This window comes from Marinomonas piezotolerans (assembly GCF_003362755.1).
Lineage (GTDB): Bacteria > Pseudomonadota > Gammaproteobacteria > Pseudomonadales > Marinomonadaceae > Marinomonas > Marinomonas piezotolerans.
Window position 1 is genome coordinate 64,747 of the sequence record NZ_QKRA01000006.1, and the last position, 12,768, is coordinate 77,514.

The window sequence follows — 12,768 nt, forward strand, 5'->3', positions numbered from 1 at the left end:
TTTACTAACTCCCATACTTTAGTGACCCATATAGCTGTCCAAATTGCTCAGCAGTATATACAGCTCGGCTAATTAGGTTGTGCGCTCGAGCAGGTTCAATATCGTCAGGAATTCTTTGGCCATCCGCCACATACATGACCGGCAGACCTTCTTCAATAACCACACTAATAGCCTCTCCTAGAGAAGCTGATTCATCTAGTTTACTCAACACACAGCCATCAAGCTGAATCTGAGCATAAACGTCGACAACTGTTTTCAGAACCTGTCGCTGACTCGTACAAGGCAAGACTAACAACTTCTTAAGGTGCCCTCTTGCGCGCTTCATCATCGCCAGTTGTCGTTCTAAATTTCGATCTCTTGGGTTCATTCCAGCTGTATCGACTAGGACTAACGAATAATCTGAATACTTATCGAGCACTTCATTCAAATCTGTATATTCATTAACCACATCGACAGGCACACCTAATATACGCCCAAATGTTCTTAATTGCTCATGCGCGGCAATCCTGTATGTATCTGTCGTGATAAGCGCAACACTGCCAGCGCCGTGTTTTAGAACATATTGCGCAGCGATTTTGCCGATAGAAGTTGTCTTGCCAACCCCAGTCGGCCCCATAAAAGCAATACAACCACGAAACGCATCGCCCGTTGAACGAATAGGAATACAATCAGCGAGGTAAGATAAGGCTTTCTTCCAGTCTTCCTCTCGGCCAGTCAGATTTAGGTCAGATGAAATTTTGTCAATTACCTGCTCAGACAAGCCTAATGTTAAGAGTTGCTCAGTCAATTTCTGACGGGGAGAAGAAGTTGCTTTAGACGCTGTCCCCGCGCTGGCCGCTGCACTATTCTTTTCAGATTGAGTTCGCTCAAGCATTTTTCTGACTAAATGCAACTCTTCTTCCATCGCTCTAAGCTTTTCTTCGTCAGCGGATGGACGGGCATGAGAGTGCTCTCTAACAGATGAATCCCCATCTATAGACTGGTCTGCAAATGAAGGTCGGTCATACGACGGTATTGGGTCAGGGTTGCTAGGCGGCGGAACTGGCGAGGGCTCTTCAAATACTTCGTAAGCACCGCGAGGCTTCCGTGATGGAGCAGAACCTGACTCCATATTACGAGCCTCTTTTATGCGCTCCTGATAAGACTTACTTGGCTGGGCAGAAGATCGAGAAGGTTCTACCTGCGGGGCTTGCGGTGGAGCGTGATTACTGAAAGAAGGAGGAACTGAACCATCGTAATCAATAACGGTAACAATTTCGACCTCACCACTAGGAAGTCGCTTATTCGACAAAATGACAGCATCAGGCCCTACAGCGTCACGGATTTTCCGTATCGCCTTGTGCATATCAGGAGCTCGAAACCGCCTATACTGCATTCAATACCAGTCCTTTCAGTTTATTTTTGCATACAAATCCATAGCTTACCCGAAAGATTTTGATAAATATAGCGGGAAAATCAACGGATTTCCTTGATTCACTGACCGATGACAGCAACGACAGTTACCCGCTTATGATCTGGCACCTCTTGATAAGAAAGAACTGACATACTAACACCGCCATACCGCATAAAACGCGCTAACATTGGCCGAATTGGCGCTGATACAATCAATATCGGTGCGTTACCCATTGCCTCCTGCTGCTCTGCATGCTCTCGGAACGATTTCTGTAACTGTTCCGCCATTTGAGGTTCAAGAATTAGCGCCTCTTCATTCTTGACGCCTGATTGCTGACTTTGCTGGACTGTTTGCATTAGCATTTTCTCAAGCTGAGGATCGAGGGTCATAACAGGCACTTCGTCTACCCCTTCGGCCAAAGACTGCATAATCATTCGCGACAGAGACGTCCTTACTGCGGCCGTCAATACCATAGGGTCTTGCGTTTTCGGCTGCACTCCCATAATCGCTTCAGCAATGGTGCGCATATCTCGAAGCGGTACATTCTCTTGCAACAAGTTCTGCAGCACTTTGAGCAACACACTTACAGGAACAGTATTTGGCACCAACTCTTCAGCAAGCTTCGGATTATATTGTTTAAGCAGCCCCAGTAGCTGCTGAACTTCATCATGCCCAATCAACTCATAGGCATGCTTTTGCATAACTTGGTTAATATGTGTTGCCACCACGGTACTGACATCCACTACGGTGTAACCAAAAGTTTGCGCCTGATCTCGTTTTTTAGTATCTATCCAGATTGCATCTAACCCAAACGATGGATCTTTACCTGGAATCCCGTCTATTTTGCCGAACACTTGGCCTGGATCGATAGCCAACTCTTTATCGGGATGCACCTCGGCTTCCGCCAAGCTCACTCCCATTAGCGTTATGCGGTATGCATTCGGCATCAGGTCTAAGTTGTCACGAATATGTACACTCGGAACTAAAAAGCCTAGTTCCTGAGACAGCTTTCGCCTAACCCCTTTAATACGAGACAGCAATTCCCCACCTTGGCTTTTATCTACAAGTGGAATCAAACGGTAACCCACTTCTAAACCGAGCATGTCAACTGGAGCGACATCCTCCCAACTCAGATCTTTAGTTTCAGCAGGCGGCTTCGCTTTGCCATCTTCTCCGACTTTCGCACCCTGCGACGCAGGCCGCGTTTTAGCGGCATGTTTCTTCCGATACTCAAGAAAATATGCCAAACCTCCGAGTGCCGCGGCTAATGACAAAAACGAAAGATGCGGCATACCAGGGACAATACCCATTACAGCCATAATGGAGGCAGCCACGTAAAGAGCTTTGACTGAGCCAAACATTTGGCCAAAGACTTGCTGCCCCATGTCCCCCGATTCGTTGACACGAGTCACCATAATGGCCGCGGCAGTAGACAACATAAGCGATGGTAGCTGCGCCACCAAGCCATCACCGATGGTTAATAATGAGTATATTTGCACAGCTTCGACAAACGTCAGATCGTGCTGTGCCATTCCGATGGCGAGTCCGCCAATTATATTAATACCCAGTATCAGAAGACCTGCGACCGCATCACCTTTTACGAACTTAGAAGCACCGTCCATAGAGCCATAAAACTCTGCTTCAGAAGCGATCTCTGTGCGCCGCTGCTTGGCTTGATCCGCATCAATCATGCCAGCATTTAGATCCGCATCAATTGCCATTTGCTTACCAGGCATAGCATCTAAGGTGAAGCGAGCACTTACCTCTGAAATTCGACCTGCACCCTTGGTGACTACTGCAAAGTTGATAATCATTAAAATAGCAAACACAACGAAGCCAACGACATAATTACCGCCGATCACTACTTCACCGAACGCCTGTATCACTTTTCCGGCAGCGTCCCCCCCTTCATGACCATTCAGCAAAACCACTCGAGTGGAAGCAACATTGAGGGCCAAACGCATCAGAGTTGAAACCAATAAAACCGTTGGAAATACAGCGAAATCAAGTGGCCGCATTGAGTACACGGCAACCAATAGAACAACAATAGCTAAAGCAATATTAAACGTGAAAAGAACATCAAGTAGAAAAGCGGGCAGTGGCAATATCATCATTGCCAACAAAGCAAGCAACAAGAACGGGACGCCTAGGTTTCCACCAAAGACTCCTCTCATCTGCCCTACAAAACGTTGGCGATCAAAATCCACTCATACCTCGATACCGCGACATGCTACTAATTACCATCCCAATGAAACTCTTCAGGTACATCTAACACAGGCATTGCATCTGGTGGCTGCTCCCCATTTCTCGCCCGACGCAATTGAAATACATAGGCTAACAATTGGGCAATCACTTTAAACAACCCTTCCGGAATTTCGTCACCAATTTCAGTGTATCTATACACAGCACGGGCTAAAGTGGGAGATTGTACCACAGGGATATCATAGTGATTGCCAACCTCTCGAATCTTTAACGCCATAAAATCACTCCCTTTCGCCAGCAACACTGGCGCTTTCCCTGTGCCTTGTTCATATTTCAACGCTACTGAAAAATGGGTAGGGTTGGTGATGATAACATCTGCCTCAGGCACGTCTGACATCATTCTTCGCATAGCTGCCTGACGTTGAAGTTGTCGAATTCTGCCTTTTACCTGAGGGTCACCATCTGCTTGTTTATGCTCATCTTTCACTTCTTGTTTCGTCATTTTGAGCTTTTGCTTGTGCTGCCAAACTTGGAATGGAGCATCAATTGCCGCAATCAAAACCAACGAGCTCGATACAAAAATAAATGCCCAAATCATCACTTCCATTGCATGCTCAAGGGCTGTACTTGGCGTCTCAAACGTTAGGTCAGTGATCTCCGGTAAATAGACCATCAGTACAAGTGTAGCGATCCCACCTACCAGTAGTATTTTAAAGATGGATTTTATCAACTCAACCAGTGACTGGACTGAGAACATACGCTTAATACCCTGAATAGGGCTTAACTTAGATAATTTGGGCGTCAATGGTTCCCATGAGAAATTAAAACCGCCCAACATAACACTGCCGACAATCCCAGCCACCGCAACAATAGCCATAAACACGGTCAATGAATTCATAGTCGCCATAACAGAAACATACAGATGATGAATCATGAGGGCGACATCAAATATATCTTCTCGTGCGATAACGAAGTTAAACGAAAACAGTTGAGTCAAGTCGACAACCATCAACGCCCCGACACCATATAAAGACAGCGCAGCAACAATCAGCAGAGCTGCACTGCTTAAGTCTTTGGAACGAGCTATGTTGCCTTTTTCTCGCGCCTGCTCCAGTTTCTTGGAACTGGCGTCTTCGGTTTTTTCTGTACCGTCCTCGTTCTCAGCCATCGACCCTTAATCCCCATGTATCTTTTAGCCACGTTATCATCTCTTGAAAGAAAAGACGGTAAATATCCAAAAAATCGCCCAACATCACCCAAAAGAAGAATAATGAGAACATCATAATAATGGGAAAACCTAATGCAAAGACATTCAGTTGCGCTGACGCTTTAGCCACTACACCAAAAGAAATATTCATAATTAAGGTAGCTACAGCAAGGGGCAATACGATTAGCAAGGCCTTTTCGAACATCCAGCCCCCCAATTGCAACACATCCCAATAACGCTGACTATCGAAGCCACTACCAATGGGCCAATAATCGAAGCTCTGAACTAAGAGTTCAATCATCACCAGGTGCCCTCCTGTACCCAAAAATGCAAGCCCAGCCATTGTCATATAATACTGCCCCATAGAAGCAACGGTTACACCATTGGCGGGGTCATTAGACATAGCAAAGCCTAATCCAGCTTTCATAGCCGCAAGTTGACCAGCCAATGAAAAAACTTGAAACAGCACAGAAACAACAAAGCCCAACACAATACCGACAATAAGCTGCTCCGCAATGAGTACTATGAATGCAGGAGAAATGGCGTCATACGGCGGGACAGAGATAACAGGTGTGACAATAATAGCAATAACAAACGCGAAGATAACACGAACTCTTACACTGACAAGCTGGCTACCAATTAACGGTAACGTCATCAAAAAGGCACCGATACGAAAGAAAGGCAGCAAAAAACTAAAGGTAAGATTGAGTAATTGCTCGGGGTTTAATTCCAGCATTAGCCTATCAGCATTGGAATATCTAAAAACAATTGATTGAAGAAGTCAGTAAGCGTTGTGAGTAACCATGGACCAAGGTGCATAATGGCAAAAATTGTTACAATCAATCGCGGCAGAAAAGACAAGGTCTGCTCATTAATCTGAGTCGCCGCTTGAAAAATACTGACTATCAGGCCGACAATTAGACTCGGTACCATCACGGCGGCAACCATAATAACAATAAGGTAGAAACCTTGTCCGTACAGATCTAAAACAACCTGAGGATCCATACTCTATACCCCAAAGCTTGCAGCTAGTGTACCCATGATCATAGACCAACCGTCAACCATCACAAACAACATGATTTTAAATGGCAAGGAGATAATAATCGGTGACAACATCATCATACCCATTGCCATCAATACGCTTGCAACAACCATATCGACAATCAAAAATGGAATAAACAACATAAACCCAATTTGAAAGGCGGTTTTCAACTCACTTGTGACAAACGCTGGCATCAGTATAGTGAAAGGCAACTCGTCCAGCGAATCGATCTGCCCTTCCTTACCCGCCAATTTCACATACAGTGAAATATCATCCTCACGGGTTTGAGCCAGCATAAATTCTCGAACAGGCACAGATGCCGCCTCTACTGCCTGCAACGACGTCATCTGCTCATTTAGGTATGGCTGCAGCGCCACTTCATTCACTCGATCGAGCGTTGGACTCATAATGAATAGCGTCAAGAAAAGAGCCATCCCAACCATTATTTGGTTAGAGGGGGATTGCTGTAAGCCAATCGCTTGTCGAAGAATGGCCAGCACAATAATAATGCGAGTGAACGCGGTCATCATGATTAACGCTGCCGGTAGCAACGTTAATGCTGTCATGATAAACAGAATTTGTAGCGATACGCTGTACTCTTGACTGCCATCTGCGTTCGTAATCACAGTAACGGCTGGCAACCCAGTCTCAGCGTGCGCTAAAAACGGTAGCAACAACGCAATGCTGATCAAAAACTTCATCAAAAGTGCCACCTACTTTTCATCTGATATCTGCTCACTCAATATATCTGCAAAATCAGCTTCAGTTCGGCCAAGCTCTTTAAGGCAGGTAATTTGTTGCGCCGTTGCACCAATCAAAAGGCGTTTGCCATCTACCTCTATCAGCAATAAACGTTCTTTTGTTCCGATTGGGTGAGTCGCTATCACACGAATTTCAGACTTTGATAGTTTGTGCTGAAGCCCTTGCAACCTCTTTAGTCCCCAAATAACAAGAGGAATTAAAGCAACCAAAAAACCTAGCGCTAAAAACAACCGCCACACAGAGGATGTGTCCGCTATTTTTGCCATTCCTAAAGGTTCAGCAAATGCTACAGTCGATAACAGCAGCGATATAAAAACAACACAACGGATGATCACAAAGGCTCTACTTTAATCGCTTAATGCGTTCACTTGGGCTAACCACATCGGTCAATCGAATACCATACTTGTCATTTACAACGACTACCTCACCATGTGCGATAAGCGTTCCGTTCACCAGTACATCTAAAGGCTCCCCAGCAAAACGATCAAGTTCGACAACAGACCCCTGCGTCAGCTGCAGTAAGTTTCGAATAGCAATTTCAGTGCTACCTAATTCCATTGACAACGTCACTGGAATATCCATGATCAAATCCATATCAGATCCGACCCCGCCTTTACTGACAGCCCCGCCACCGCTTAACTCATCAAGCTGAACAGGCTTTACTTCTTGCTCCGACATCGCCGCAGCCCATTCATCATCGACGTTATCGCTTTCTCCGTCTCCTGCTTCAGACATCGCCGCAGCCCATTCATCAGCGAGCTCACTGTCCATACCTTCTGCGTCTGGGTTTGTTTCTTCTGCCATGATACTACCTAATTAATTCTTACCGTTTTTATAGTTTTCTATCATCTCAACGGCATAACGGCCATTGCTGACACCCAACTTCGCTTTAAAAGATGGTACATCATTGGCACGTACCGTTACGAACTCAGGCATATCCAATGGGATGACATCGCCCTTTTTGAACTTCATGACATCACCTAAGCGAACTTTTTTGTTCGCTATATTTACCTGAAGCTTAACATCTAACTCTTTTACATCCTGCTGTAGTGACTTACCCCACCGATCATCTTTTTCATCGACATCACTTTGCACCCCCGCATCAAGTAGCTCCCGGACCGGCTCAATCATTGAGTAGGGCAAAGTTATATGCAACTCCCCACCGCCGCCGTCAAGCTCAATATGAAAAGTAGATACCACGACAACTTCACTTGGACTAACAATATTTGCCATCGCGGGGTTAACTTCTGAGCTTATGTACTCTAATTCTAGTTTTAATACGGGCGCCCACGCTTCCGTTAAATCTACAAAAACCTGCTCCAGCATCAATTGAACGATGCGTATCTCTGTTGGAGTAAACTCTCGCCCTTCGATTTTTGCATGACGTCCATCCCCACCAAAAAAGTTGTCCACTAATTTGAACACTAACTTAGCATCGAGGATAAACAAGGCAGTACTACGAAGAGGGCGAAATTTTACAAGGTTAAGACTGGTAGGAACATATAAAGTATGGACATACTCGCCAAACTTCATGATTTGAAGACCGCCAGAAGAAACGTCAGCGGTACGGCGAAGCAAATTAAACAGACTAATGCGCGTATAACGAGCAAACCTCTCGTTAATCATCTCTAGCGTAGGCATTCGCCCACGCACAATACGCTCTTGACTGGTTATATCATAAGAAGAGACCCCATTAGGATCATTACTATCCTCAGCATCAGGCTTCTCATCAGCACCATGTAAGAGTGCATCAATTTCGTCTTGGGAGAGTAGATCTTGCGCCGCCATATGTATTGCCTATCTGCTTATTGCATCACAAAATTTGTGAACAGAACATCTTCAATACCGCCTAAGCCAGTTTCTTGAATAAGTATATTATTGATCGCTTCAGCGGAAGCTGCCTTCAATGCCTGCTTACCAGCTATAGTCTGTAACTCATCGAAAGATTGGCTCGAAAATAGCAGAACTAAACTATTACGAATAAGAGGCATATGTATCTTCACCGCATCCACTTGATCAGGATCACGTGATTTCAATGTCATACTTAGCTGCAAGTAACGCTGTCGCCCTGACACCATGAAGTCAACGACAAATGGCTGCTCCAGCTCTAGATAAATTGCAGGCCCTTCAGTTTGAACCATTTCTTCTGACGGGGCATCACCTTCTGCTTCGGCACTTGTATCATCACCGCTAAACAAGAAAAAATAGGCTGCTGCACCGCCGCCACCTAAAACAAGCAATGCCGCTACGATAATAATAATGAGCTTCTTCTTGCCGCCCTTTTTACCGCCTTCAGCACCTACATCTAATCCATCTTCTACAGCCATATACAACCCTTGCTCTATGCACGTAAAACTTGCGCAATATGAATACGCCTAAAGTCTCTATTCTACAAAGATTGTGACGAATCACCACGGTTTTCTACGCGTAATAATCGATACCTTGCACTGCTGGTGCCATATAACTCACGTTTTCAAGCTCATCATCGATGTCACCTTCTAAAGAAGCTATCCCTTCTGACTCGCCTCCGTCCCCAGCTTTATCACCAAAAGAACCAGATTGTCCCGACTGGTCGTTTCGCTGTGAGACTTCAACATCTACGGCATCCAAATCAAGTCCTTGTTGCTGTAGCATCTCACGTAATCGCTGCATTTGCCCCTCGAGTGCCTCCTTGGCTTGAGCGGAACTAGCAACAAAGCTGACATGAGTATTAGAGTCTTGATCCACGGTGACTTTCACCGCAAGGCTGCCCAACTCAGGCGGATCGAGTTGTATGTGAGCCGTTTTTATACCTTCACGGACAACCCAACTCACTTTCTGGTTCATTTCTTCAGCCCAGTGAGGTGAGGTTGGCGGGCTGTGCATTGTCAGCTGAGCTGGCACATCGCCGCGTGCAGGAGAAAAAGAACTCAATGTCGCTACGGAACTAGTGAGACCTTGACTGCCTAATGACTGAGATTGCGCTGTGATGTTGGCCATTAATTGATCCAACGGCTTTTTAGCAGACATTATTTCTTCAAATGATCCAGATAGATCTATATCTCCACTGCCCATCAATTCGGACATATTCGCCGCATCAGTTAGCTTTAGATCTGTTGAAAGCCCTACTTGATCAGGTACTGAACCTGTGGATCCAGCAAACATAGGTCGCTCTGATTTTGTGCCGTTTAGCTGATCAAGCACCCACTTTAAATTCGTTGGGTCTACTGCTTTATCACTAAGAGGATTGGATGCATGCTGACCAGCTTCGTCCACTGATATCGCTGAAGGTATCTTAGATGCAGAGCTAATAGTAGCCTCTGGCATAGTCGCTTTCGTACCGACAACACCAACAAGCTCGTCCTTTGACGCAACTGTCGGCTTCACCTCTGTCTCTGACTGATCGCTTGCCTGAGCTACTCTGCTATTAACTGAGATTGGCACTTCGCTTGATACTTGTGCAGCCTTTTCGCCACTCAGCTCCTTCTTCTCAGGCTCGATTTCGGTTAACGCTGGGTCACTATTAGCCAGTGAGGGTTCGCTGCCGTCTTTTACAATATCTATATTAACTTTTTCGGTTGCCGCCTCATCCTCAAGCCCGCTTTCATCTCGCTTAACATCTTGAGCAGATGCGCTCGCTAAAACATTATCAGCTGCAATGTTTTGCCCATCATCATGCAAAACGTTGCCATCCTCGGAGACAGCCTTATCTTCTTCAGGGCTCCCTTCTACATCACTATTCGTTGCTTCAACGGTATCAACCGTATCAAGCTTTTCGCTCGATTCAGAGTTGTTGTCGACAAGCGAATCATCAACATCGCCAGTCTCAGCTGCATCAGAAGTCTCTTCAACTTTAGCTGACTCTTGATCGGTGGTGCTGTTCTGAAGACCAGACTCATCTTCTAGGCTACTATCGCCTTTAGTAACCACTCTATCTTCTTGATTAGCTTCGCTTTCTATAATCTTTTGGTTATCTGTATGGGCTGGATTGAGAGTCGCATTCGTCGAATCTTTTTGCGTATTATCAAATACGCTTCCAAACTTCTCACCAGAGGGCTTAGCCGTTTGCGCTGAAGAAGACTTTTCTGACGGTTGCGCGACCGATACAAGAGATATAGATGGGCTATTAATCATGGGAACCTCCATTGGACACTTTTCTTAGTGCAAATAGGAGGCCAACTTCACCAACGAAAGACAACCTTGAGTTCAGCACCTGCCTTGGCAAAACTCATTTCATCACAAAGTTGATTCACCAAAGACAGGCCACGATTGTAAGGCTTTTCATGATCCAGTTCTGAAAGGTTAATCCGTTCAAAATCAAAGCCTTTCCCACTATCAGTCACTGACACAGTCAACGATCCGTGTTGTTCGTCTGAGGTCACTTGTGCTGCGATATTGACCGTTCCATGCTCAAGAGCTTGCAGCTTTTGATCGCGCTGCTGATAGTACTGTGAAAAGCCCTCAACTGTTTTTTTAAGATCGGAATCTAACTGCAATACACCGTGCTCTAGTGCATTAGAGTACATTTCAGACAAAATCATAAATACTTCGCTGGAATGTTTATCCAATCCTGAAACAGTAGTTAGTATCTGCAGTAAGTAGGGTAATGGATCTGTATTTTTTAAGGACTCTGCTTGCAACTCATATTTAAATGAAAAATTCGCTGGGTAGCTATTTTCAAGCGTAGCACCCGATAAATCCGCATTCTGCTGACTTATCATATCAATGGAGAGATCAATGCCTAGCACCGAGATATCATCGTGTGGATCATTGAGAATGCCTTGTTCATCCAACATGGTCGTCAACCAATCAAATGGATCACTCAACACTTCACCCTGATAAAGTGGATCTAAAGCTTGGTTATAGCGAATCTTATTGTCAGCTGTTTTAGCTTCGTACACACCATCTGTAAACGCCACAAAACGATCTGTTGGCCCATATGATAACAACTCAACATTCGTTTCAAATTCTCGCTCTTCCAATATCCCAAGCGGTAAAGATTCTGATTTTATGAGCCTTGGCGTTGAATCCTGACCACTAAAATATAGCAAACTCGGTAGCCCGCCATTCCATACTTCCACCGTTCGATTAACAACATTAATATCAATGAATGCTGCTGCACAAAACATATTAGGAGGTAGGATTGCTTGAAGGCGCTTATTTATTTCTGGAAGAATCTGGCGCATGACAAACCCTTTAGCAGTCCACTCAAAGAAAATGTCAGCTAAAGGAAGTGCGCCAATGGCAGCGGATAAACCGTGACCCGTAAAGTCACCCAACAGTAAGTGCATTCCACCATTTGGTTTGTACGCCGCCAGTATCACGTCGCCGTTAAAAGTATGACTACCCTGATGTAGGGTTTTTAACGCGGGGTCGTTTAGGCAATTGGAATGGGTGATACGCTCGTAAACGATCTTAGCGACTTCTTGATCATGCACCATCTGCTGATTTAAAAGTGATAATTCATCTCTTTGCTCAGATAGTGTTCGCTGCAACACCAATAAACGCGCAATAGCGTTGAGCTTTGCAGAGACAAGAGTTGGATTATAGGGCTTTGATATAAAATCCGTCGCACCAACCTCTAAGCATTTTTGCAACGCAACTGGATCAGACAACCCCGACAAGAAAACGATTGGGACTAAGCGATTGCCAGCGATTTTTTGTATCTCTAACGCAGCTTCCCAACCATCTTTTCTTGGCATTTTTATATCAAGACAAACAAGCTGAACCGTCTCAGGATCGAACTTATCAACTGCATCCTGACCATCCATCGCCGTTTCAACGATATGCCCAAATTGACTTAACATCGTCTCTAAAAGCAAGCGGTCAGATGGGTTATCGTCTGCCACCAATATCTTAAGACGCTGCTCTTTCATATCCATCTCATCCTAAGGTAAATAAACGCTCGAATCGCGCCATCCGCAATACATTCTTAACAGAATCACTGCCACCTTTGATAAGAACATCACTATGAACACCGCCCGAGTGATCTCTTAATAAAAGAAGCATACCTAATGCCGAACTATCCATATACTCGACCTTAGACAGGTCAACTACATAATGTAAATCCGCGGGTTTATCAGCAAAGGCCTCTCTAAAAGCCGTCTGGCATTTATAATCAAAGCGCCCATCAACCAACAAAGTCAGAGTCTTTGCACTTTCGTCGAACTGCTCAATTATCAT

Annotated in this window: 13 protein-coding genes; all 13 read right to left on the bottom strand. The window is 45.1% G+C overall.

Annotated elements, in window-relative coordinates:
* Nucleotides 1-4: 4 nt before the first annotated feature.
* The 13 genes from flhF to DN730_RS12975 all read right to left on the bottom strand — a co-directional run bounded on the left by flhF (nucleotide 5) and on the right by DN730_RS12975 (nucleotide 12,768).
* The gene (flhF, locus tag DN730_RS12915) at nucleotides 5-1,345 is read right to left on the bottom strand and encodes a flagellar biosynthesis GTPase FlhF (protein ID WP_245957966.1); all 1,341 of its coding nucleotides are present in this window, start codon (nucleotides 1,343-1,345) and stop codon (nucleotides 5-7) included.
* Between the two features lie 128 nt (nucleotides 1,346-1,473).
* Nucleotides 1,474-3,600 (bottom strand): flagellar biosynthesis protein FlhA, encoded by a 2,127-nt coding sequence (gene flhA / locus DN730_RS12920; protein WP_115468562.1) that lies wholly within the window; start codon nucleotides 3,598-3,600, stop codon nucleotides 1,474-1,476.
* Between the two features lie 26 nt (nucleotides 3,601-3,626).
* Nucleotides 3,627-4,763 (bottom strand): flagellar biosynthesis protein FlhB, encoded by a 1,137-nt coding sequence (gene flhB / locus DN730_RS12925; RefSeq protein ID WP_115468563.1) that lies wholly within the window; start codon nucleotides 4,761-4,763, stop codon nucleotides 3,627-3,629.
* Complete coding sequence (fliR, locus tag DN730_RS12930; protein WP_115468564.1) at nucleotides 4,756-5,538, bottom strand: flagellar biosynthetic protein FliR; 783 nt, start codon at nucleotides 5,536-5,538, stop codon at nucleotides 4,756-4,758. The genes flhB and fliR overlap by 8 nt, the downstream gene beginning before the upstream one ends.
* On the bottom strand, nucleotides 5,538-5,807 hold the full coding sequence (gene fliQ, locus DN730_RS12935; protein WP_115468565.1) for a flagellar biosynthesis protein FliQ: 270 nt from the start codon (nucleotides 5,805-5,807) through the stop codon (nucleotides 5,538-5,540). Before fliQ ends, fliR begins: the two co-directional genes overlap by 1 nt.
* Nucleotides 5,808-5,810: 3 nt before the next feature.
* Nucleotides 5,811-6,545: a flagellar type III secretion system pore protein FliP gene (gene fliP / locus DN730_RS12940; RefSeq protein WP_211313884.1), complete on the bottom strand. Its 735-nt coding sequence runs from the start codon at nucleotides 6,543-6,545 to the stop codon at nucleotides 5,811-5,813.
* 12 nt (nucleotides 6,546-6,557) lie between these two features.
* Nucleotides 6,558-6,941, bottom strand: coding sequence for a flagellar biosynthetic protein FliO (gene fliO, locus DN730_RS12945; protein WP_115468566.1), 384 nt, complete (start codon nucleotides 6,939-6,941; stop codon nucleotides 6,558-6,560).
* Nucleotides 6,942-6,948: 7 nt separating this feature from the next.
* Nucleotides 6,949-7,410, bottom strand: coding sequence for a flagellar motor switch protein FliN (fliN, locus tag DN730_RS12950; RefSeq protein ID WP_115468567.1), 462 nt, complete (start codon nucleotides 7,408-7,410; stop codon nucleotides 6,949-6,951).
* A 12-nt stretch (nucleotides 7,411-7,422) separates the two neighbouring features.
* Nucleotides 7,423-8,394 carry a flagellar motor switch protein FliM gene (gene fliM / locus DN730_RS12955; protein ID WP_115468568.1) on the bottom strand — a complete coding sequence of 324 codons (972 nt, stop codon included), beginning with the start codon at nucleotides 8,392-8,394 and terminating at the stop codon, nucleotides 7,423-7,425.
* Between the two features lie 17 nt (nucleotides 8,395-8,411).
* Nucleotides 8,412-8,933, bottom strand: a complete 522-nt coding sequence (locus DN730_RS12960; protein WP_115468569.1) for a flagellar basal body-associated FliL family protein — start codon at nucleotides 8,931-8,933, stop codon at nucleotides 8,412-8,414.
* 94 nt (nucleotides 8,934-9,027) lie between these two features.
* Nucleotides 9,028-10,719 (bottom strand): flagellar hook-length control protein FliK, encoded by a 1,692-nt coding sequence (locus tag DN730_RS12965; RefSeq protein WP_158541209.1) that lies wholly within the window; start codon nucleotides 10,717-10,719, stop codon nucleotides 9,028-9,030.
* Between the two features lie 47 nt (nucleotides 10,720-10,766).
* Complete coding sequence (locus DN730_RS12970) at nucleotides 10,767-12,461, bottom strand: SpoIIE family protein phosphatase (RefSeq protein WP_115468714.1); 1,695 nt, start codon at nucleotides 12,459-12,461, stop codon at nucleotides 10,767-10,769.
* 7 nt (nucleotides 12,462-12,468) lie between these two features.
* Nucleotides 12,469-12,768: an STAS domain-containing protein gene (locus DN730_RS12975; protein ID WP_115468571.1), complete on the bottom strand. Its 300-nt coding sequence runs from the start codon at nucleotides 12,766-12,768 to the stop codon at nucleotides 12,469-12,471.

Excerpts from the sequence above, each read along its gene's own strand:
- flhF (WP_245957966.1), bottom strand. The coding sequence starts at position 1,345 with ATGCACAAGGCGATACGGAAAATCCGTGACGCTGTAGGGCCTGATGCT.
- flhB (WP_115468563.1), bottom strand. The coding sequence starts at position 4,763 with ATGGCTGAGAACGAGGACGGTACAGAAAAAACCGAAGACGCCAGTTCC.
- fliR (WP_115468564.1), bottom strand. The coding sequence starts at position 5,538 with ATGCTGGAATTAAACCCCGAGCAATTACTCAATCTTACCTTTAGTTTT.
- fliQ (WP_115468565.1), bottom strand. The coding sequence starts at position 5,807 with ATGGATCCTCAGGTTGTTTTAGATCTGTACGGACAAGGTTTCTACCTT.
- fliP (WP_211313884.1), bottom strand. The coding sequence starts at position 6,545 with ATGAAGTTTTTGATCAGCATTGCGTTGTTGCTACCGTTTTTAGCGCAC.
- fliN (WP_115468567.1), bottom strand. The coding sequence starts at position 7,410 with ATGGCAGAAGAAACAAACCCAGACGCAGAAGGTATGGACAGTGAGCTC.
- fliM (WP_115468568.1), bottom strand. The coding sequence starts at position 8,394 with ATGGCGGCGCAAGATCTACTCTCCCAAGACGAAATTGATGCACTCTTA.
- DN730_RS12960 (WP_115468569.1), bottom strand. The coding sequence starts at position 8,933 with ATGGCTGTAGAAGATGGATTAGATGTAGGTGCTGAAGGCGGTAAAAAG.
- DN730_RS12965 (WP_158541209.1), bottom strand. The coding sequence starts at position 10,719 with ATGATTAATAGCCCATCTATATCTCTTGTATCGGTCGCGCAACCGTCA.
- DN730_RS12970 (WP_115468714.1), bottom strand. The coding sequence starts at position 12,461 with ATGAAAGAGCAGCGTCTTAAGATATTGGTGGCAGACGATAACCCATCT.
- DN730_RS12975 (WP_115468571.1), bottom strand. The coding sequence starts at position 12,768 with ATGATAATTGAGCAGTTCGACGAAAGTGCAAAGACTCTGACTTTGTTG.